Source organism: Bacillus sp. JJ864, from assembly GCF_036963045.1.
GTDB lineage: Bacteria > Bacillota > Bacilli > Bacillales > Bacillaceae_G > Bacillus_A > Bacillus_A pseudomycoides_C.
The window spans coordinates 51,876-73,715 of the sequence record NZ_JBALLY010000012.1 but is presented as its reverse complement, the minus strand read 5'-3'; the positions used below and the strand labels follow the sequence as shown (position 1 = coordinate 73,715).

The window sequence follows — 21,840 nt, the reverse complement described above, 5'->3', positions numbered from 1 at the left end:
CAACTAACCATCAGTGGGAGATGAAAAAACTCTCCACTGATGGAAGTTTCACTTTATAATAGTTATAAGAGAAAGGGTGTGTGTGGGTTTCAAATGACGAATATAGTTGAACAAATAAAATTATTTTTAAAGATTAATGAGAACATACAATTATTTGCGGTCGCCTCAGAAGAAGGTGAGAATGAGTTTAATGTGTTTGAGCGGCGAACAGGAGAATTAGTAGCATGTTATGAAACTGATGGAAAAGGTGGATTAAAGCATTTTCAAACGTGCCGAGATTTAGAGAAAGTAAGGTGTGTATCATTATCCCATGATGAAGTTTATGAGATTGCACAATCTTTTTTACAAGTATTTGCCCCTAATATCGTTAAATTTGTTTATTTAATGAATTCGGTAGAGTTGAATAACGTGTTCCAACTATCCTATGAACTGCGTGATGAACGATACGGCTTATCTTTTCCGGATTCTAGTGTGATGCTTGAGATTGCAAAGGATGGGCGTTTTAACTATTTCCTTTTTGAAGGGAAAGCGTGTGAAGTGCAGTATCCGAAAGAGCTTATTCCAAAAGAAGAAGCAAAAGAAAAATTCATTGAAGCGCTTCGATTTGAATTGCTGTTTGCGAAGGCTGGTACGGAAGTGTTTGCAAATGGAGATGATACATATCACCTCGTTTATGCACCAAAAGATCACGTTATGGATATAGGGGCACACGGAGAACTACATACATATGAGAATTATAATGGATTCATTCAGCAGTTTTATAACTTAGAGAACCATACTGTACAAAATGGAGAGATTTTAAAATTAATTGGCTTAGATGATACATATGTAAAAGTTTATATGAACCATAAAGGGGATAAAGTAACGGAACTTTGGACGAAGCAAGATTACGCTAATGATATTGAAGTGGAAGAAGGAACGCCGTTTCATACCATTCAAGTATGTTTTCATCAAGAAACATTTCAGTGTATAAGTGTAATCAATAATGAACAGAAAGATGGGAAGAAAGAAGTCATAACAGAAGAGGAAGCAAGAGAGTGTGCACTTCAATTTTTATTTGCATGTTATCCTAAAGCTGACGAACAATTCCTAATAGAGAGAAGTCATTCATCGCATCATTGTGTATGGGAAGATGAAAATTGTGAATCGCAGTACGGGTTTTGGTTCCATCCTCTGTACCGTGGTAAAAGAGTAGATACATGCAGTATGGTCATTCAAGTTGGTCAGCAATCTGGGAAGATTTTAGAGTTTCAAGTAGTTGATGGCTTTGAGAAGGAACTAGATGAGCTAAACGATGAGCCAATAATCTCTGAGGAAGAAGCAAAAGCTATTTACGTTCGTGATTTGGAGATGAAACTTGTGTGGGCGAAGGAGCAGAATCCATTACACTATGAGCTTTGCTACGTACCGTCGTTTTCAAAAACAGATGGACATGTTCGGATGATTGAAGCGCATATGGGGACGGCATTTTCTTTGAAAGGGTAAGCCTTTGAAAGACAACTTGCATCTTTTAAAGGAATGTAGTACATTAATTTTAGTTTAACAAAAGAAAGACGATGATAAGGAAAAGTAGCATATACTATAATCCAAAGCGAGTCAGGGACGGTGCGAGCCTGATGAGGCGGTATATGTGAAGAACACCTTGGAGTTGCTAACCGAAATTGAATGATGTATTCAAGAGTAGACTTAGACGGGAATCCGGCCTGTTACAAACCGGGAAGTATGTATATACATACGAGTTAGAGCTGGTCTTTATGACAAATTGGGTGGTACCGCGAAGTTTAACCTTTCGTCCCTTTATGGATGGAAGGTTTTTTTGTATTTAAATATATGTAAAGGAGAATTTCAATATGGAAAACACATTAGTAAAAAGTCTATATAGAGAAACTGATAAATATGTAGACCAAAAAGTACAAGTATCAGGTTGGATTCGTAACTTACGTGATTCAAAAGTATTTGGTTTTATCGAATTAAACGATGGTAGCTTCTTTAAAGGCGTTCAAATCGTTTTCGATACAGAATTAGATAACTTTACTGAAATTACGAAGCTTCCATTAAGCTCTTCTATTAAAGTAGAGGGAACACTAATTGCAACGCCAACTGCAAAGCAGCCGTTTGAAATTAAAGCGGACAAAATCGAGATCGAGGGATTATCAGATTCTGATTATCCGTTACAAAAGAAGCGTCACACGTTTGAATATTTACGTACAATCGCTCATTTACGTCCAAGAACGAATGCATTCTCGGCAACGTTCCGCGTGCGTTCTATTGCAGCTTTTGCGCTTCATCAGTTCTTCCAAGAGCGCGGTTTTGTTCACGTTCATACACCAATTATTACAGGAAGTGATACTGAAGGTGCAGGCGAAATGTTCCGCGTAACAACGCATGACATGAACAACGTGCCAAAAGGTGAAGATGGACAAGTAGACGATTCAAAAGACTTCTTCGGCAGAGAAACAAACTTAACAGTAAGTGGACAATTGAATGCTGAAGCGTATGCATTAGCGTTCCGTGATGTATACACATTTGGTCCAACGTTCCGCGCTGAAAACTCAAACACAACTCGCCATGCTGCTGAGTTTTGGATGCTTGAGCCTGAGATTGCGTTTGCTGAATTAGAAGATGTAATGAATCTGACGGAAGATATGCTGAAATATGCAATGAAATACGTATTAGAGCATGCACCAGAAGAAATGGAATTCTTCAACAGCTTTGTTGATAAAACAGTTCTTGAGCGTATGAACAACGTAATCAACTCTGACTTTGGTCGCATCACATATACAGAAGCAATTAAAGTGCTTCAAGAATCAGGTGCAGACTTCAAATACCCAGTAGAATGGGGTATTGACTTACAAACAGAGCACGAAAGATACTTATCAGAGGAAATCTTTAAGCGCCCTGTATTCGTAACAGATTATCCAAAAGATATTAAAGCATTCTACATGCGTATGAACGATGATGGTAAAACAGTAGCGGCTACTGACCTTCTAGTTCCTGGAATCGGCGAATTAATCGGCGGAAGTCAACGTGAAGAAAGAATGGATGTTTTAGTAGATAGAATTAAAGAACTAGGCATGAACGAAGAAGACTACTGGTGGTACTTAGAGCTTAGAAAATACGGCGGTACAAAACATGCTGGATTTGGTCTAGGTTTCGAACGTTTCTTAATGTACATCACTGGTATGGCAAATATTCGTGACGTAATTCCATTCCCAAGAACACCAGGTTCTGCGGAGTTTTAAGATTGAAAAAAGGTATATCAACAGCAATTAAGCTGATTGATATGCCTTTTTTATTTTTTTTTAGAGCAGGGAGAGATGAAGGATAACGAGAAACATTATGTGAAAGAGAAAGGAGCTGAATTTGTGAAAAAAAGAATGGTATGTTTCTTAGCAATCATGCTAATCAGTTTAAGTGCATGTGGAAATGAGAAGCAAGAAAAAGTAGTTCCAACATCACAAGAGGCAGAGGTTGTTACGTTTCAAGGAAAAGAGATAAAGGAAATTCAGCTGACATCTACGAAACCAAAAGGGACGAAAGTATTGAAAAAAGCAGAAGACATGAAACAACTTGTATCTGCGATGGAGCAGGCTGGATTGGCGGAAAACGGTGATGAGCCGAAAACATTATTACTAGATGAAGCAGCTAAATCGGCTATTCATTACAATATGTCTATTGATTATAGTGATGGATCAATTGGAAAATACTTTGTTTGGGTAGAAGATGACGGAGACATTGTAATTGGGCATAAAGATACGCCAGAGAAAGAACGTGTTGAGTTTTATGATTTAAAAGAAGTCTCAAAAAAAGTTGCAGAGACGTTTAAAACAGAATAGTAAAAACAAATGAGCTGACTAAAGTCTATTTTTTAGTCAGCTCATTTCACTTTTTCATATAATCCAGTTCAGCGGCTCGACTACTCGCGTGTCGAATATCGTCGGAAGGTCTTTATCTTCTGTCGAATCGCCGATATATTCTAAAGAGTGGTCGATATATTGTAAAAATCGCCGATATATTACAAAGAACGATCGATATATTGAATGAACCCATTGTTTAGCCTATACGCATCCTGTCCATACTGGAAAATAACTATTTTTTCAACAATCGAAGCGCCTTTTCCGTATTTGCAAAATGTAATTTCACAAACTCAGGTAATCTTTCTTTTCCAAGCTTTTGAATCAATTTCGCTGCTGCGATATCGACTTGTTTCCCGGCGCCTTTCGGAAGTTCCATGCCTGCTTTTTTGCTTAGTTCAGCAAATTGTTTCACAAATGAATAACGGGCCAAAATGGAAGCCGCTGCAACAGCGATATGTACACTTTCGCCTTTTGTAGCGAAATAGACATTTTCGCGCTGAACGTTTTTTTGTTTGGCTAAATATTTATAATATGTAGTCGGTTGTGTGAACTGATCAATTAAGATGCCTTCTGGTTTCGTTGGTGCCATTTTAGCCAATAAGTTTGTAATAGCTTTATTATGAAGCAGTGCTTTTAGTTGTCCTTGATTATGGCCTTTCTCAAACATTTCGTTATATTTTTCGTTATGCAGAACAAGAGAGCTGTAAGGGACAACTGTTAGTAGTTGTTTTGCAATTTCACAAATTTGTGTATCGTTTAAGTTTTTTGAGTCTTTGACGCCGAGTTCTTTTAATAATGGAATTTGCGCCGCATCGACGTATACTGCAACAACTGTCATCGGTCCAAAATAGTCTCCTGTTCCGACTTCGTCTGAACCAAGAATAGACATAGTAGCGATAGAAGCTGGCGGTGCATAGGCATGGCTGTCCACACTTTTTTTGATAGAAGTTTTTGGCGGCGCGGCATTTGCTTGCCATTGACTTGCTTCTTCTGTCGCCCGTCCACCTTGAAACATGACTTTTCCTGATTTATAGGCTGTAATTGTGCAAGATGGAACCTTTGCCATGAAGACACCGCCTTGAGGAACTTTTGGTTGTATTGCTTGTGCGTACCTTGTTTTCATGTCCGCTATAACTGCAGAGCTTACTTGAATAACAATAGAATTTGACAAAATGATTACTCCTTTTTCGTTATTTATATTTTTATCATATCGAATTGTTGTTTCTGTTTCCATATGATGTTTTTTCATGGTATGATAATCTTTAGGATTCTGTACGGGATTGGAGGACAGTAAGTTGTCACAACAAAAGGGAAATCGAAGTCGAATTAATGTAGAAATTTACGGTCAACAATATTCAGTTGTTGGCGATGAAAGTACAAGTCATATACGCATTGTCGCGGCGATTGTGGATGATAAAATGCGCGCACTGAATGCTAAGAATCCTTCGCTTGACACAAATCGATTGGCGGTGTTGACAGCAGTCAATGTCGTGCATGATTATATAAAATTAAAAGAAGAAAATGAAAAGTTGAAAGAAAGAATGAGACAAAAAGGAATGGAATAACATGGTTGATATTATAATTATTTTACTGCTTGTCATGGGCTTTCTTCTTGGGTTAAGAAGAGGTCTAGTACTACAACTTGTAAAATTAGCAAGCTTTATTATTGCTTATCTTGTAGCATATTGGTATTGCAAAGATTTAGCACCTGCATTGCAAAAAATTATTCCGTATCCATTTAAGCAAGAAGTAAATGTGCCGAATTGGATCGATGCAAATAGTATGGAAACAGTCTTTTACCAAGCCATTGCGTTTATTGCGTTATTTATCACTACAAAAATCGCACTAACATTGCTTGGACAGCTTTTGAACATGTTTACAGAAATCCCTGTTGTGAAACAGGTTAACGCATTAGGTGGAGCGATTTTAGGTTTTTTAGAAGTGTATATTATATTGTTTGTATTAATTGTGATCGGTACGGTACTTCCGGTTCAACAAGTACAAACGTCGCTGAATACATCAACAATAAGCAAAGTAATAGTAAATGATACACCGATTCTTTCTGAAAAAGTTAAGGAATTATGGCAGACAGGCAGCAAAGTATAACTTCTCTTCTTTAGAAAGAGAAGTTTTTTTCTATGATGGGAAGGCGGGAGAAGAATGAAAGTAAATAAAAAACAAGTGATTAAACTACTTGAGACGATTGCACTTTTCATGGAACTAAAAGGGGAAAATCCTTTTAAAATATCAGCATTTCGTAAAGCGGCAGCTGCGTTAGAAAGTGATGATCGCAGCCTTTCGGAAATTGAAGATTTCACGAAAATACCAGGAATCGGAAAAGGAACAGCAGCCGTTATTGCAGAATATATTGAAGTTGGAACATCAGAAGTGCTTACAGAGCTTGAAAAAGAAGTGCCGAGCAGCTTATTACCGCTTTTAAAATTACCAGGTCTTGGCGGAAAAAAAGTCGCGAAGTTATATAAAGAACTTGGCGTTGTAGATATGGAAACATTAAAGAAAGCTTGCGAGGAAAAGCAAGTTCAAGCACTTGCTGGGTTCGGTAAGAAAACGGAAGAGAAAATATTAGAGGCAATCGCGCAAGTTGGCTCCCGGCCAGAACGTCTTCCAATAGCAATGGTGCTTCCTATTGCCGGGGAAATAGAGAGGAAATTGTCGAATATACCAGAAATTATTCGCTATTCTCGTGCGGGAAGTTTGCGCCGCGTTCGTGAAACAGTGAAAGATTTGGATTTTATTATTGCGACAATTGAACCAGAAAAGGTACGCGAGCATTTGCTGCAGTTTGATAATATGATTGAAGTGATCGCAAGCGGTGATACAAAGGTTTCTGTACGCCTTCAGTATGAGTACGATATTTTGATTGATTTCCGTCTTGTGAAGCCGGAAGAATTTATTACTACTCTTCACCATTTCACGGGTTCAAAAGACCATAATGTAAGAATGCGCCAAATTGCCAAAGATAAGGGCGAGAAAATTAGTGAATACGGCGTGGAAAACTTAGAAACGGGAGAAGTGCAGACATTCGAAACAGAAGAAGCATTTTTTGCACATTTTGGACTTCCGTTCATCCCGCCAGAAGTACGTGAAGATGGAAAAGAGATCAATCTAATTGAGCAGTATCCGAATTTCGTTCAGTTCTCTCATATTCAAGGTGATTTACATATGCATACAACGTGGAGTGACGGTGCTTTTTCTATTGAAGAAATGGTACAAGCATGCCGCGCTCGTGGATATAAGTATATGGCGATTACGGATCATTCTCAGTACTTGAAAGTGGCCAATGGATTAACGAAAGAGCGCCTTCGTGAACAAGGCAAAGAAATTGAACGTATAAATGAAAAGTATCCGGATATCACTATTTTACGTGGTATTGAAATGGACATTTTACCAGATGCAACACTTGATTTTGATGATGACGTATTAGCAGAGCTTGATTATGTGATTGGGGCTATTCATTCTAGTTTCTCACAAGACCGTGAAACAATTATGAAGCGCCTGCGCGCTGCAATTGAAAATCATCATGTAACAATGATTGCGCATCCGACAGGCCGCTTAATTGGTCGCCGCGAAGGCTATGATGTCGATACAGATTTATTAATTGAGCTTGCGAAAGAAACAAATACTGTACTTGAATTAAATGCAAATCCAAACCGTTTAGACTTAAGTGCGAAGCTGCTAAAGCAAGCGCAAGGTGCGGGTGTGAAAATCGCCATTAATACAGATGCTCATACGCTTGAAATGTTAGAGGATATGGAAATTGGTACTGCAGCTGCGCGTAAAGGTTGGATTCAAAAAGATACCGTTATTAACACGTGGGATATTGAACGTTTATTAGATTATATTAAGCGTAATAAGTAACACAAGGGGGACGTGCAACTATGTTGGAACGAACGTTGCGTGTATTAGAATATGAAAAAGTAAAAGAACAATTACTTGAACACGTTGCTTCTTCACTTGGCCGAGATAAAGTAAAAGGTCTTGTGCCAAGCACAGATTACGAAGAAGTGGTAGAAATGCAGGAAACAACAGATGAGGCTGCGAAAGTCATCCGTTTAAAAGGACATGTGCCGCTTGGCGGGATTTTTGATGTTCGTCCAAATGTAAAGCGTGCGAAAATTGGTAGTATGTTAAGTCCGCATGAACTTTTAGATATTGCAAGTACGATGTATGGCAGCCGCCAGATGAAACGATTTATTGAAGATATGATTGAAAATGGTGTGGAACTGCCGATTTTAGATACGTATGTAGCGCGCATTGTATCTTTATATGATTTAGAAAAGAAAATTACAAATTGTATTAGTGACGGCGGAGAAGTAGTTGATAGTGCGAGTGAAAAACTACGTGGTATCCGCCAGCAAATTCGTACAGCGGAAAGTCGCATTCGTGAAAAGTTAGAAAACATGACGCGCTCTTCAAACGCACAGAAGATGTTGTCAGATGCAATTGTAACAATTCGTAATGACCGCTATGTAATTCCAGTTAAACAAGAATACCGCGGTGTATATGGTGGTATCGTTCATGACCAATCTGCTTCTGGTCAAACGTTATTTATTGAGCCGCAAGTCATTGTAGAACTGAATAACGCACTGCAAGAAGCGCGCGTGAAAGAAAAACAAGAAGTAGAACGCATTTTAATGATGTTAACAGAAGAAGTAGCAGTTGAGGCTGATATTATCTTAGAGAACGTTGATATTGTGGCAGAGCTTGATTTCATTTTTGCAAAAGCTTTCTATGCAAAACGAGTAAAAGCAACAAAGCCAATTTTGAACAATGAGCGTTATATGAACTTACGACAAGCGCGTCATCCGCTTATTGATCCGAAAGTTGTTGTGCCAAACGATATTGTGCTTGGAAAAGACTTTACAACAATTGTTATTACCGGACCGAATACAGGAGGTAAAACCGTTACATTAAAAACGGTAGGGATTTGTATTTTAATGGCGCAATCTGGTTTGCACATTCCTGTTTTAGATGAGTCCGAAATTTGTGTGTTTAAAAATGTGTTTGCTGATATCGGTGATGAGCAATCGATTGAGCAAAGCTTAAGTACATTCTCATCTCATATGGTAAACATTGTTGATATTTTAGAACAAGCTGACTTTGAAAGCTTAGTATTGTTTGATGAATTAGGAGCAGGAACAGATCCGCAAGAAGGGGCTGCACTTGCCATTTCCATTTTAGATGAAGTATATAACCGTGGTGCGCGCGTTGTAGCAACGACGCATTACCCTGAGCTAAAAGCATACGGCTATAATCGTGAACAAGTCATTAATGCAAGTGTTGAGTTTGATGTAAACACATTAAGCCCAACGTATAAATTGTTACTCGGTGTACCAGGGCGAAGCAACGCATTTGAAATTTCAAAACGTCTTGGATTATCTGACCGTGTAATTGACCGTGCTCGTGGTCATATTAGTACAGAATCAAATAAAGTAGAAAATATGATAGCGAAGCTTGAAGAAAGCCAAAAGAACGCTGAGCGTGAACGGAATGAAGCAGAAGAGCTTCGTAAGCAATCTGAAAAACTTCATAAAGAACTGCAACGTCAAATTATCGAATTTAACGAAGAGCGTGATGAAAGATTACTAAAAGCACAAAAAGCAGGCGAAGAAAAAGTCGAATTGGCGAACAAAGAAGCGGAAGAAATTATTCGTGAACTTCGTCAATTGCGAAAAGCAAAGCTTGCTGATATTAAAGATCATGAGCTCATTGAAGCGAAAAGCCGCCTGGCAGGGGCAGCGCCGGAGCTTGTGAAAAAACAAAAAACAAAAGTGAAAAATACAGCGCCAAAACAAGTATTAAGACCAGGCGACGAAGTAAAAGTATTAACGTTCGGTCAAAAAGGTCAGCTTTTGAAAAAAGTAAGCGACAACGAATGGAACGTTCAAATCGGAATTTTGAAGATGAAAGTGAAAGAGTCCGATATGGAATATATTAATACACCAAATCCTGTTGAGAAAAAAGCAGTGACAGCGGTAAAAGGAAGAGACTATCACGTTTCGTTAGAACTCGATCTTCGCGGTGAACGTTTTGAAGATGCGCTAGCACGTGTAGAAAAATATTTAGATGATGCGCAGCTTGCAAGCTATCCACGCGTTTCGATTATTCACGGAAAAGGAACCGGAGCACTGCGTCAAGGTGTACAAGATTACTTGAAAAAACACCGCGGCGTGAAAAGCTTCCGTTATGGTGATATAGGCGAAGGCGGCCTTGGTGTTACAGTTGTAGAACTGAAATAGGAAACGAAGCAAAGGGGAAACGGCTATGTTTATGGACAAACTTGCAAAAGTATTGTTAGCTTGTTGCGGAACGTTTTTTATTATTGGGGTTATATATTTGCTGTTTTTTGCGAAATAAGGAAGAGGACACCGTTTTTGGTGTTCTTTTTCATTGTCTGTTTTCTAGGCATGAGTAGAAGATGTTATGTATAATAGAGAATGTTATATAGGAATAGAAGGAGACGCTATGATTACAACGAAAAAACTGTTAGAGGAAGCAACTAAGTTTATTACAGATTGCTACAACGAACTAGAAAAAGCTCATGAAATACAAGATAGATTATCACAAATTGAATCTGAAATACAAATGACAGGAACGTATGAACATACTTTTGAGGAGCTTGTTCACGGGGCGCGAATGGCATGGAGAAATAGTAATCGCTGCATCGGACGTCTGTTTTGGAATAAGCTTCATGTATTAGATGCGCGCGATGTAAATGATACAGAAGGGATATATGAGGCGCTGCTTCATCATATTCAATATGCGACAAACGACGGGAAAATCCTACCTACGATTACTATTTTTAAACAATATCAAAATGAGCAAAATCATATTCGAATTTATAACCATCAATTAATTCGCTATGCGGGATATGAAACCGAGCAAGGTATTATCGGCGATTCTCATTCCTTATCATTTTCATCATTTTGTCAAGAACTTGGCTGGAGAGGGAAAGGAACACATTTTGATGTGCTGCCGCTCGTATTTTCAATTGATGGAAACGATCCAATGTATAAGTCAATCCCAGAAGAATATGTAAAAGAAGTGACGTTAGAGCATCCAGAATATCCATTTTCCTCTTTAGAAGCAAAATGGTACGGTGTTCCGATGATCTCTGACATGCGTTTAGAAATTGGCGGCATCTCCTATACGGCTGCTCCGTTTAACGGCTGGTATATGGGAACAGAAATCGGTGCACGCAACTTAGCTGATCATGATCGTTATAATCTGCTTCCAGCTATTGCTGAGATAATGGGATTAGATACATCAAGAAACAGTACACTTTGGAAAGACAAAGCACTAATTGAGTTAAATGTAGCAGTTTTACATTCTTTTAAAAAACAAGGCGTAACGATTGTAGATCACCATACAGCGGCGCAGCAGTTTAGTCAATTTGAAAAGCAAGAAGCAGCATGCGGTCGTTTAGTTACAGGGAACTGGGTATGGTTAATTCCGCCTGTCTCTCCTGCAGCAACGCATATTTATCATAAACCTTATCCAAATCAAGTACTTACGCCTAATTTTTTTCATAAAAAAGGGTAAGGGCTTGTTGTGTGGATAAAAGAATAACGTGTATAGTTAAAAGGGACCGTTTATCCCGCATTAACGGGCAGTAATACCTCCTAGAGAGAAGCGAAGAAGCCAGGTTGAGGCATAACTGCCCGTAAATGCCCGATTAGTTCAACTAACCATCAGTGGGAGAAACTGATGGAAGTTTCACTTTATGGACGACACTAAATAAACGGCCCTATTTTTGTGCTTCTAACATAGAGTGGTTTCATACATAAGATAAGTCGTGATAATATTTCTGACTTCGTATAGGGCCTTTCTTAATAGCTAGAAAGCATTGGAATGGAAAGGTAGGATATAAAAATGAAAACAGAAGTTATTTTAAAGATTAAGACGAAATATATAAATGAGTTAAAAAGTGGCTACCCACTTATTTCAAAAGAAGCAATTATAAATTTACACGATGTAAATGTAGAAGGTACAATCGTAAAACTTGTAAACGACAAAAATAAGTTTATTGGTACAGGATATTATGGAAAGCAAAATAAAGGATATGGCTGGATTCTCACAAGAAAAGAAGAAGAACAAATTGACCAAGCCTTCTTTGAAAAGAAGCTTAAATCGGCTTTAAGTAAACGTCAAAACTTTTATGAGGATCCAGATACAACCGCATTTCGCGTGTTCAACGGTGAAGGTGATGGAATCGGCGGTTTAATCATTGATTACTATGATGGGTACTATGTGATTAGCTGGTACAGTGAGGGGATTTATCGATTTAATAAAGAGATTATCGAATCCTTACAGAATGTGACTACATTTAAAGCGATCTATCAGAAAAAGCGCTTTGATACAAAGGGACAATATATTGAAGAAGACGATTTCGTAACAGGAGAGCGCGGAGAATTTCCAATTATCGTCAAAGAGAACGGGGTCAACTTTGCGGTATATTTAAACGACGGGGCAATGGTAGGTGTCTTTTTAGATCAACGTAATGTTAGAAAGCAAATTCGCGACAAATATGCAAATGGCAAAACAGTCTTGAATATGTTCTCCTATACAGGTGCGTTTTCTGTCTTTGCAGCACTTGGCGGAGCGGCAAAGACGACAAGTGTGGACCTTGCGAACCGCAGCTTAAGTAAAACAATTGAGCAATTTAGCGTAAACGGCGTTGATTACGAAGCGCAAGATATTATCGTAGAAGACGTATTTCACTATTTCAAATATGCAGTAAAGAAAGCATTGAAGTTTGATATGGTCATTTTAGACCCGCCAAGCTTTGCGCGTTCAAAAAAATATACATTTAGTGCCGCGAAAGATTATAAAAACTTATTAAAAGAAGCAATTGCGATTACAGAAAATAACGGTATTATTGTAGCTTCGACAAATTGCAGTACTTTCGGTATGAAAAAGTTCAAAGGCTTCATTGATACAGCATTTAAAGAAATGAATGGCAAGTATAAAGTGTTAGAAGAACATTCATTACCAGAGGACTTCCGGACTATTTCGCAGTTTCCAGAAGGTGATTATTTAAAAGTTGTGTTTATTAAGAAAATGAAATAAAAACCTCTTTCTTTTTAGATGGATGAGAGCATCTGGCCATGCGTAGAAGCGGTCAGTGCCTTTTCCTGCCACGTGCAATGTTAAAACAAAGGGAGAAAATGAGTGGAGATCACTTTTTGTTTTGCCTAGCAGTGACTTATACGTTGAAAATTCAAAACGGATTTATGAATTAGTAATAGAAGACATCAAAAAAGGAGCTCAGTTATAAAATGAGCTCCTTTTCTTATTACACAATGTGCTGTACTCTGCCAACTTGTCCGTCTTGTAAACGTACTTTGATGCCGTGCGGATGGGACGGTGAGTTTGTCAAAATGTCTTTCACAATCCCTCTTGTTAATTTCCCCGTACGCTGATCTTGCTTTAGTACAATATCAACTTCTAGACCAGGCGATATATTTGCGCGGTTCTGTCCGTTCATTTATACACCTGTGCGTCTGCGTTGATTGTTCGGTTTCTTCGTTTGTTGATTTTGTAACTTCTTCGTTGCTTGATTTTGATTTTTAGCAGTTGATCCATTTCCGTTTCCTTGCTTTTTCTTCGCAAGTTGTTCACGCATTACATCTGCTAGGCTTACTTTTTTATTTTCTGACATATGAAATCTCCTTTTATATACATTGAATTATAAACATTCATAGTGAACTCCATCATATCATTGTTGAGTGTAGAAATGAAGCTGGATTATGGAGAAATAAGAAGCTTGGGATATGAGAGCGGAAAAGTTGTCGTAAAGGACCTCTTTTGGAAGTACGTTAAAACGAATCATAGTCTATATATCGATTCACTTAACAAAAAGCCCCTTCAGTGTATGAACTGAAGGGGCTTTTCACTCGTATCTCTAAATTATGGATGCTGTAATAATCCGTTCCCTTATGGCATGACAGGGCTAAGCGGAGCGAAAGGATAATGTGGGAGGCCATATGAGGTGACAGGAGTAGGTGAAAATTGATCATGAAAGATTGTATTTCCTTCTTGCGGAACACCCGCAGTATTGACGCCAAATGTGTTCGTGATGATACTTTTGGCAGGTCCGTGTTGAGAGGTCACAAGTACTTCGTAGCAAGGACTTGGTTGCTGAAAAGAATTTGGGAGAACTGCGTGAATCACGAGAAGATTACGAGGAGGAATTGTAAACGTAAACGGTGTGAGAATCGGTTGAACGTTGTCAGGTGGAACGATGTTGCCTTGCTGAGGTTGAATCGTTTGTGTGGTATTTAAAGAGGGATTGACGGCTTGTCCACATAAATATGCAAACTTGGAAACTTCGGCCGGATTACACGTATTTTGCCAATCTAACACGGATACGGTGACGGTTTGGGGTATGTTGTAATCCTCATTTAAAAGCGTGACCATCACGACATCGGTATTGGGGTTTCTCCATATAGCTCCTGTTGTAAATAAAGTGGATTCCCTTGGATACTTTGGAGCCGGATACCCATAAGAATTAAAGTGTTTTGCTGACAAGAATAATAAAACTCCTTTCTTTTAGAATGTAATTTAATTATATGACATTGTGTCCATTTTGCTTGTATGCTTGTCTGATTAATAAGAATATTGAATATTTTGTTTTTTGTAGGAAATAAAAGCTTTTTGAAGGTAATTGCATTCATATATAAGGAATTCACGGGATAAAAGAATGAACATGGTTATATGTATATGTGAGCCACTCCGTATATTTTGTTTACCAAATTCAACCATCATATTACAATATAAGTATAAATTTCCAAGAAAACGGGTGATGGTGTGCAACATAAAATTTTATTAGTAGAAGACGATATATCTATTCAAGAAATGGTGAATGGGTATTTAACGAAAGAGGGGTTTGTTGTAGCAGTAGCTTCAGATGGAGAGGAAGGACTTGCTAAATTTTCACAAGATCAGTTTGATTTAGTTATTCTTGATATTATGATGCCTAAAATAGATGGCTTAGAAGTGATGAATAGGATTCGGAAAAAGAGCTCTGTTCCGATTTTAATTATGTCAGCAAAGGATACGGATTTGGATAAGGCATTAGGGCTGGGGCTTGGTGCTGATGATTATATTTGTAAGCCGTTTTCTATGATTGAGTTATCGGCACGAGTGAAGGCTGGAATCCGCCGGTCAACTACATATTCCGCTCCGCAGCAAAAACAAGATGACATGATTGTGATCGGGAATTTGAAAATGGATACGGCTAATTTTATCGTTCAAAAAAACGACGAAACTATTAAACTTACGTCGAAAGAGTTTGAGCTTTTAAAGCTATTTGCGACCAATCAAAATCGCGTGTTTACGAAGGCGCAAATTTATAGCTTAATTTGGAATGAAGAATATTACGGTGATGAGAATGTCATTAATGTGCATATGAGAAGGCTGCGTGAAAAAATTGAAGACAATCCTTCTCAGCCGCAGTACATTAAGACATTATGGGGTATCGGTTATAAGCTGGAAGTGATATAGAATGGTTTTATTTTTAACGGCTATTATTTTTTTATTACTTGGTGTCATTTACTTTCAATATCGTACGGGAAAAAGTCGAAGTGCGAATTTACGTTATACATATGAAAAATTACACGCAATTTTGGAAAAGCAAACGAGTGAAAATTTATTAGTTGTGACAGATGATAAAGAATTGAAGTCATTATTAGTAGCGATCAATTATTTGTTAGATGAAAAGAAAAAAACAATCGCAAAGCATTCAAAACTAGAAATCTCTATGAGAAAGATGCTTTCTAACATTTCGCATGATTTAAAGACGCCGCTTACTGTTATTCTTGGTTATGTGGAAATTTTACATGTAGATGAAACGATAAGTGAAGAAGATCGGAAGGTATTACTAGAAAAAGTTCATACGAAAACGTTAGAAGTGCTAGATCTTATTCATAAATTTTTCGATCTTGCCAAATTAGAATCTGGCGATAAAGATATTGCAATGACGCGGGTTTATATGAATGAAATTTGTCAGGAACATATGCTGTCATTTTATGATTTATTAACAACACAAGGATTTGACGTTCATATCGATATACCGGAAACACCGATATATGCGCACGGGAATACAGAAGTTATCGGAAGAATTATGAATAACTTAATTTCAAACGCAATTGCCTACGGGGGAGACGGAAAAACATTAGGGATTACACTTCGAAGTGATGAGCAATTTGTGTACGTGGACATATGGGATAAAGGAAAAGGAATCTCTGAATCTCATATCGATAAAGTATTTGAACGGATGTACACATTAGAAGATTCACGAAATCGCTTGTATCAAGGCAGTGGACTTGGACTTACGATTACGAAGCGTCTTGTAGAAGCATTAGGGGGAGAAATTCATCTGTCTAGTACACCCTATGAGAAAACAGTGTTTATAGTTATGTTAAGGAGAATCAATTTTTAGCTTGTAGAAAGAGCAATTCTACAAGCTTTTTAACAAAATTCCAACATTCATTCCCTTCTTTAAGCACGTGCAGGGCATAGCCCAAGTGGTAGGGAGGGGTCATTCACCTTAAGGAATTTGTAAGGAATAGGTAAGAAAAAAGAGAGTTTCATTTCTTATTATATAAATATAGAACGGAAGCGAAAGGGGGAACGAAAGATGACGTACGTATTGAAAACAAATCAATTAACGAAAGTGTTTCAAGGTAAAGAAACGATTTCTAACGTCAATATGCATGTGAAGCAAGGAGAAATATATGGATTTCTAGGGCCGAACGGTGCTGGTAAAACAACAATTATGAAAATGATCACGAATTTAATCAAACCGACGAGCGGTGAAATTGAGATTTTTGGTGAGAAATTAACAAATACTTCATATGAAGTGTTAAAGCGAATGGGGACAATTATTGAATATCCGATCTTTTATGAAAAACTAACAGCTAAAGAGAATTTGAATTTACACTGCGAATATATGGGGTTCTATGACAAGAAAGCAATTGATCGGGCGTTAGACCTTGTAAATTTACACAATATTGATGATAAGCAAGTAAAAGATTTTTCACTTGGGATGAAGCAGCGACTAGGAATTGCAAGAGCGATTACAACAAAACCAGAGTTGTTAATTTTAGATGAACCCATCAATGGTTTAGATCCAATCGGCATTAAAGAACTACGAGAATTATTTAAACTGCTTTGTAAAGAATATGGAATTACGTTGTTAGTGTCTAGCCACATTTTAGGTGAAATGGAACAAATGGCAGATACAATTGGTGTCATTCAAAACGGGAAGCTAATAAAAGAAGTTTCGATGAAAAGTATTAATGGACAACAAACGGAGTATATTGAAGTCGCTGTTCAAGATGTGAAACGAGCAGCTTATCTGTTAGAAAATAAACTACGTCTGACAAATTATAAAATTATGAGTGAAAATATGATTCGCATTTATGATATGACCGCGACGCAGCAAGCCATTTCGAAAACTCTAATTATAAATGATATAGCAATTGAGAGTATCAATAAAAAGCATAGTTCATTGGAAGAGTACTTCTTAAATCTTATGAATGGAGAGGGAATCCATGCTTAATTTAATAAGGTTAGAACTTGTTAAATTCAAATTATGGCCAGTCATTAAAGGAGCCTTTATAGCGCTTCTTGTTATGCTAGGGTTTGTTACATTAATTATGCTTGATGGAGAATTTAAAAGTTATGATGATGCTTTTCGGTTTATTGATATTTTTGTGAAAGCAACATTTATGATATTTGGCGCGAGTTTAATTGCTAAATTTATTATTCAAGAATTTACAGAAAAGACAATGACAGTCATGTTTATGTATCCGATTAATCGTAAAAAAATGATAATTGCAAAATTGTTCATTATTATGATCTTTACATTTCTTTCGATTGTTATTTGTGACATTGTCATTTTTAGTTTCTTTTATATATTAAATGTATATTATTCAGTCATAGCAGAGCCATTAACGATGACAATTCTTATGCCAAATGCATCTAAATTATTAATGAATGCCATCGCGGCAACTGGAATTAGCTTGATTCCCTTATATTTTGGTATGAAAAAGTATTCCGTGCGGACAACGATTGTATCCGGGGTTATTATTATGTCACTACTAACCTCTAGCTTAAGTGGCAATTCTTCATTGTACGATATTGTTTTCATTCCTATTACATTAGCTTGTGTTGGATTATTGATTGCTTATATGACTGTAAGGAAAATAGAGAAAGTGGATTTGTTTAAGTAAATTAAGCGTACTAGGGGGGGCCATTATGCTACACCTCATGAAGCTAGAAATGAAAAAATTTAAATTTGGTTGGTATGTAAAAGGAGCGCTCGTTGCCAACATCATTATTACAGCCTTATTCATTTTCATGAACTATATACAGGAAGTGGAAAAGGATGTAATTATGACAAATGCTGAGGATGCATTTTTATTGATAGGAGCAATGGTGCGGGCAACGTTTATTGTATTTGCAGCAGTATTACTTGCGCAATTAGTTATTGAAGAATATAAAAATAAGACAATCATGCTCATGTTCTCTTATCCGATTAAGCGGAAGAAAATTATTGCTAGTAAATTATTCATTATTGCTATACTCACATTTTTAACAATTTGGTTATCTAATACGGTTGTTACAGGTGCTGTCTTTGTTTTACATGGATATTTTTCGTTTATATCATACTCTATTACATTTACTGACTGGATGCAGCAAGCGATCAATATGATTCCATTTGCAATCGCTGCTGCAGGTACAAGTTTAATTCCACTATATTTTGGGATGCGTAAGCATTCTGTTCCTGTCACAATTGTATCATCATTATTTGTCATTTCATTTGCTTGTTCTCATAATCCGCAGTTTTCAATTCTCACTGTTATTCCCATTCAGCTCGCCCTTGCAGCTGTTGGAATGATAATTGCCTACTTATCAATTCGAGACATTGAAAAAGAGGATGCGATTTAGTTTTACAGATAGAAATGACTAGTATTCAACGTAATAAAAGCTAATTAGGGAGGAATGATGATGGATTTACTTGTACTTAACCTAGTAGGTGGGTTTATAGCACTCTTAATAGGAGGAATTTTATATTATAGAAATCCAGAACAGAAGTTTTTTTTACTTTTAATCGTAATAGGAGTAGCAGGCATAATTATAAATGGAATTAGAATGCTTTTAAATTAGGTGATGATAACTGCTAGTCACAATTCTAAGAAAAACGCACTCACCTGAGTCCGATAGAATATTGAACTCAGGTGAGTGCGTAACCATATGGGTTGTTTGTCTACTTGATAGGAAAAATTAGTTCTTTATTTTCATAAATTCCAACAAATCGTCAAAAACTTCTTGTTGAGTCTGCCATAGTTCAGGTAAGTTATTTAAGGGGAAAAATTTTAGCTGTAAGCTTTCGTCGTTATCAGTATGTAATGTTCCATGAAAATCTCTACAAATATAAGTCAATTTTACTAAGGCAACTTGATCACCGTTAGATAGCGTTCTTTCGTATTTCTTTCCAGAATACACATTAAAGAATTCAAGTTTTCCTAATTTTAAACCAGTTTCTTCAAACACTTCTCTCCTTGCTGTATCTTCAACTGTCTCGCCAAATTCCATAAATCCGCCAGGCTGTCCCCACTTGCCGTTATCAGATCGTAATTGCAGAAGTACTTCATTCTTTTCATTCAATACAAAACAACCTGCGACCACCATAATTACTTTTTCATGTCCAACCATATTTCGTAAATAACTTATATAATCCATGTGTTTCAGCTCCAATATTTATTTACATCCATTATAAATGATACCAAAGAAATTTGTTTTGTCCTTATAGAATAAAAGCGAGGTTCCTCAAAAAGAGGAACCTCATTTTTATTTCGTAAGCACATATTACATCTTCGGAGCTTCCATTCCAGCTAGAGCCCACTCTTCTTTTGCTGGTCCGTAAATGCCAGGAACTTTTAATCCTGCTTGGCGCATGAGGACTGTCATTTGCCCGCGGTGGTGGTTTTGATGATTAATGACAGTCATTAAAAAGATTGAATTTGGCATTGGTTTTCCGAAGAAATCATTTATCGTTGCTAAATCTTGATCTGTCCATTGTGTTTGTAATGCCTTAGTAAATGCTTCATTCATTTGACGATAACTGTCCGCGATATATTGCGCGGAAGTTGGGACAGGATAATCTTTCGTTTCTCCTTCGAATTTTAAACCTGTTCTTGATGTTATGACAGGAATAGCTGTCACAATATGCCACGCAATGCGTCCTAACGTCCAGTTGTCTGGTGTAATTTCTTGTGTTAATGCTTCATCAGTTAGCATATCTAATACTCTTTGTGTTGAATCTGCTTCGTATTTCCATGCTTTTATAAAACCTTCTACAGTTTGGAACATAGAAAAAACCTCCTATGGTTAGATTCAAATGGTAAATTCGTGAAAGTTTTGTCGTTTCCTTCTAGTATTTAAATTTACGAGAGATTTTTGTTAGAGTTACAGAAAGATATATGATAGAAGGCAAGTAGCGGTCACGTTGTATTCTGCATAGTAGCGACTTATATGTCGAAGATTACGAGCAAGTTCCGATTCAGTATGCCATGAATGAAAAGGTAGAACAAAAATTAGATTTTGAAAGTATTTTAAGCTATTTAAGTGCTGAGTACAGATTAGTGATTGTTTTATTTTATGTAAATAAATTTACGACGAAAGAAATAAGTGGAATTTTAAGTGAAAAAGAAGGAACGATAAAATCGAGATTAAGTAGAGCAAGGCAGCAGTTAAAAACATACTACCTACAAGAAGAACAAATATTAAGTAATGGGAGGAGTTCAAATGAATCTTAACTTTGAGAAGCAGTTAGAAGAATCATTAAACGAAGATATCTTAATCCCTAAAAGTGTTATAGAAAAGAAAGAATTTGCTTTTGAGCAAATCAGAAACAGTAAAAAAACGAAAAAACGGTTTTCATATAAAAAACAAATTGCTGCTGTGATTACAGGTTTATCTATCGCTGGTCTCGTTTTGTATGGTGATGCTCCTATGGCGATGGTAAAGGAAATCTTCCTTGCAAAAGATCGAGGGGTACAAAAGGCTACGGATAACGGATATATGCAAAAAGTAGAGAAAAATAATAGTATGAAAGATAGTGGTGTTACCATTCAAATAAAAGACATAGCGTATGATAAATCAAAAATCGTATTTTCATTACGGTATAAATTTGATGATAAAAGTGTGTTGCAGAAAGTTTCTGAATTAAATATGGTATACGATTTAACTGACAATAAAGGAAGATATATAGAAAAAGCTGATACAACAACTGGTTTAACGGAGGAGAATAAAGAAATATTAGCAAACGGAGAACAAAGTTTACAGGTAGATGCAGAGCATGGTGAACTGACAGGTAATTTTGTTTTATATCCAATGAATCCGATTACTGATATTGAGAGTTTGAATTTTAATATACAATCAATCCAATTATTTTCACCATTAGAAAATCAAGATCCTACATTTATGACAGAAGCAGAAACAAAATCTAATATCAAGAAAGAAAATGTTTTTGCATTTCATAAAAGTGGCATGCAATTAAATAAAGAAATTCATGGGAAATGGGAAAATAGTATCACGGTCGATAATAAGTTTAATAAAATTCATGATATCAAATATGTTCCTCAACAAAAACTGGAATCGTTAAAAATTTCTTCTGCTGAATTGTTGCCAACAGGGATGAATATCACGTTTGAATTTGATTCTGTAGAGGATGTTGAAAAGAGAAAACAAATACTCAAGACAATTGATAGTATTACGTTAGTTGATCATAAAGGACAAGCGCATCAATCAACATTGAAGGGGTATTCAAAAGGTTTAAATAATGGGAAGGCCATTAAGGTAAAAACATTTGATATTACTTCTTTTGATGAAGTAGGAGATTTCAAAGTAATTTTGAAAGATAAGAATGGAAAAGATATTGAGATTAATTTAA

23 protein-coding genes and 1 other annotated feature are annotated in these 21,840 nt (G+C 36.7%); of the genes, 17 read left to right on the top strand and 6 right to left on the bottom strand.

What is annotated here, in order from left to right:
- The first annotated feature begins 93 nt into the window (after positions 1 to 93).
- The 3 genes from V7024_RS02570 to V7024_RS02560 all read left to right on the top strand — a co-directional run bounded on the left by V7024_RS02570 (position 94) and on the right by V7024_RS02560 (position 3,836).
- The gene (locus V7024_RS02570) at positions 94 to 1,485 is read left to right on the top strand and encodes a YcdB/YcdC domain-containing protein (protein WP_335515222.1); all 1,392 of its coding nucleotides are present in this window, start codon (positions 94 to 96) and stop codon (positions 1,483 to 1,485) included.
- A gap of 62 nt (positions 1,486 to 1,547) precedes the next feature.
- Positions 1,548 to 1,800 (top strand) — a binding site (T-box leader).
- A gap of 50 nt (positions 1,801 to 1,850) precedes the next feature.
- Entirely contained in the window at positions 1,851 to 3,242 is a 1,392-nt protein-coding gene (gene asnS / locus V7024_RS02565) for an asparagine--tRNA ligase (RefSeq protein WP_335515220.1), read from the top strand.
- Between the two features lie 123 nt (positions 3,243 to 3,365).
- Positions 3,366 to 3,836, top strand: a complete 471-nt coding sequence (locus V7024_RS02560) for a hypothetical protein (protein WP_335515217.1) — start codon at positions 3,366 to 3,368, stop codon at positions 3,834 to 3,836.
- A gap of 253 nt (positions 3,837 to 4,089) precedes the next feature.
- Here the strand turns inward: V7024_RS02560 and rnhC are convergent, their stop codons facing one another.
- Positions 4,090 to 5,028, bottom strand: a complete 939-nt coding sequence (gene rnhC / locus V7024_RS02555; RefSeq protein WP_335515368.1) for a ribonuclease HIII — start codon at positions 5,026 to 5,028, stop codon at positions 4,090 to 4,092.
- Positions 5,029 to 5,152: 124 nt separating this feature from the next.
- Here rnhC and zapA point away from each other — a divergent pair, with 124 nt between their 5' ends.
- The 6 genes from zapA (at position 5,153) to V7024_RS02525 (ending at position 12,947) form a co-directional block, all read left to right on the top strand.
- Positions 5,153 to 5,422 carry a cell division protein ZapA gene (zapA, locus tag V7024_RS02550; protein WP_335515214.1) on the top strand — a complete coding sequence of 90 codons (270 nt, stop codon included), beginning with the start codon at positions 5,153 to 5,155 and terminating at the stop codon, positions 5,420 to 5,422.
- 1 nt (position 5,423) lies between these two features.
- Positions 5,424 to 5,963 carry a CvpA family protein gene (locus tag V7024_RS02545; RefSeq protein WP_098914212.1) on the top strand — a complete coding sequence of 180 codons (540 nt, stop codon included), beginning with the start codon at positions 5,424 to 5,426 and terminating at the stop codon, positions 5,961 to 5,963.
- A gap of 54 nt (positions 5,964 to 6,017) precedes the next feature.
- Entirely contained in the window at positions 6,018 to 7,736 is a 1,719-nt protein-coding gene (gene polX / locus V7024_RS02540; protein WP_335515211.1) for a DNA polymerase/3'-5' exonuclease PolX, read from the top strand.
- A 20-nt stretch (positions 7,737 to 7,756) separates the two neighbouring features.
- Complete coding sequence (locus tag V7024_RS02535) at positions 7,757 to 10,117, top strand: endonuclease MutS2 (RefSeq protein ID WP_335515208.1); 2,361 nt, start codon at positions 7,757 to 7,759, stop codon at positions 10,115 to 10,117.
- Positions 10,118 to 10,343: 226 nt separating this feature from the next.
- On the top strand, positions 10,344 to 11,420 hold the full coding sequence (locus tag V7024_RS02530) for a nitric oxide synthase oxygenase (RefSeq protein ID WP_335515205.1): 1,077 nt from the start codon (positions 10,344 to 10,346) through the stop codon (positions 11,418 to 11,420).
- Between the two features lie 330 nt (positions 11,421 to 11,750).
- Positions 11,751 to 12,947 carry a class I SAM-dependent rRNA methyltransferase gene (locus V7024_RS02525; RefSeq protein WP_335515200.1) on the top strand — a complete coding sequence of 399 codons (1,197 nt, stop codon included), beginning with the start codon at positions 11,751 to 11,753 and terminating at the stop codon, positions 12,945 to 12,947.
- A gap of 226 nt (positions 12,948 to 13,173) precedes the next feature.
- Here the strand turns inward: V7024_RS02525 and V7024_RS02520 are convergent, their stop codons facing one another.
- From V7024_RS02520 to V7024_RS02510, 3 genes are all read right to left on the bottom strand, one after another.
- A complete protein-coding gene (locus V7024_RS02520; protein ID WP_335515198.1) occupies positions 13,174 to 13,365 on the bottom strand; it encodes a YwbE family protein in 192 nt (63 codons plus the stop codon).
- Positions 13,366 to 13,539 carry a hypothetical protein gene (locus tag V7024_RS02515; protein WP_335515195.1) on the bottom strand — a complete coding sequence of 58 codons (174 nt, stop codon included), beginning with the start codon at positions 13,537 to 13,539 and terminating at the stop codon, positions 13,366 to 13,368.
- Positions 13,540 to 13,814: 275 nt separating this feature from the next.
- Positions 13,815 to 14,243 (bottom strand): hypothetical protein, encoded by a 429-nt coding sequence (locus V7024_RS02510; RefSeq protein WP_335515194.1) that lies wholly within the window; start codon positions 14,241 to 14,243, stop codon positions 13,815 to 13,817.
- A 444-nt stretch (positions 14,244 to 14,687) separates the two neighbouring features.
- Here V7024_RS02510 and V7024_RS02505 point away from each other — a divergent pair, with 444 nt between their 5' ends.
- From V7024_RS02505 to V7024_RS02480, 6 genes are all read left to right on the top strand, one after another.
- A complete protein-coding gene (locus V7024_RS02505) occupies positions 14,688 to 15,383 on the top strand; it encodes a response regulator transcription factor (RefSeq protein WP_335515191.1) in 696 nt (231 codons plus the stop codon).
- Between the two features lies 1 nt (position 15,384).
- Complete coding sequence (locus V7024_RS02500) at positions 15,385 to 16,320, top strand: HAMP domain-containing histidine kinase (RefSeq protein WP_335515188.1); 936 nt, start codon at positions 15,385 to 15,387, stop codon at positions 16,318 to 16,320.
- A gap of 198 nt (positions 16,321 to 16,518) precedes the next feature.
- Positions 16,519 to 17,442 carry an ABC transporter ATP-binding protein gene (locus V7024_RS02495; protein ID WP_335515185.1) on the top strand — a complete coding sequence of 308 codons (924 nt, stop codon included), beginning with the start codon at positions 16,519 to 16,521 and terminating at the stop codon, positions 17,440 to 17,442.
- Positions 17,435 to 18,115 carry an ABC transporter permease gene (locus tag V7024_RS02490; RefSeq protein ID WP_335515181.1) on the top strand — a complete coding sequence of 227 codons (681 nt, stop codon included), beginning with the start codon at positions 17,435 to 17,437 and terminating at the stop codon, positions 18,113 to 18,115. The genes V7024_RS02495 and V7024_RS02490 overlap by 8 nt, the downstream gene beginning before the upstream one ends.
- 25 nt (positions 18,116 to 18,140) lie before the next feature.
- Positions 18,141 to 18,833, top strand: coding sequence for an ABC transporter permease (locus V7024_RS02485; protein WP_335515177.1), 693 nt, complete (start codon positions 18,141 to 18,143; stop codon positions 18,831 to 18,833).
- 60 nt (positions 18,834 to 18,893) lie between these two features.
- Positions 18,894 to 19,052 (top strand): hypothetical protein, encoded by a 159-nt coding sequence (locus V7024_RS02480; RefSeq protein WP_335515379.1) that lies wholly within the window; start codon positions 18,894 to 18,896, stop codon positions 19,050 to 19,052.
- 117 nt (positions 19,053 to 19,169) lie between these two features.
- Here the strand turns inward: V7024_RS02480 and V7024_RS02475 are convergent, their stop codons facing one another.
- Both V7024_RS02475 and V7024_RS02470 read right to left on the bottom strand, forming a co-directional pair.
- Entirely contained in the window at positions 19,170 to 19,628 is a 459-nt protein-coding gene (locus V7024_RS02475; protein ID WP_335515174.1) for an NUDIX hydrolase, read from the bottom strand.
- A gap of 126 nt (positions 19,629 to 19,754) precedes the next feature.
- Positions 19,755 to 20,258, bottom strand: coding sequence for a DinB family protein (locus tag V7024_RS02470; RefSeq protein WP_335515171.1), 504 nt, complete (start codon positions 20,256 to 20,258; stop codon positions 19,755 to 19,757).
- Positions 20,259 to 20,398: 140 nt separating this feature from the next.
- Between V7024_RS02470 and V7024_RS02465 the strand changes: the two genes are divergently transcribed.
- Together V7024_RS02465 and V7024_RS02460 are read left to right on the top strand one after the other, a co-directional pair.
- A complete protein-coding gene (locus tag V7024_RS02465) occupies positions 20,399 to 20,704 on the top strand; it encodes a sigma-70 family RNA polymerase sigma factor (protein WP_335515366.1) in 306 nt (101 codons plus the stop codon).
- A partial coding sequence (locus V7024_RS02460) for a DUF4179 domain-containing protein (RefSeq protein ID WP_335515168.1) occupies positions 20,694 to 21,840 on the top strand: 1,147 nt, incomplete at its 3' end. The genes V7024_RS02465 and V7024_RS02460, both read left to right, overlap by 11 nt.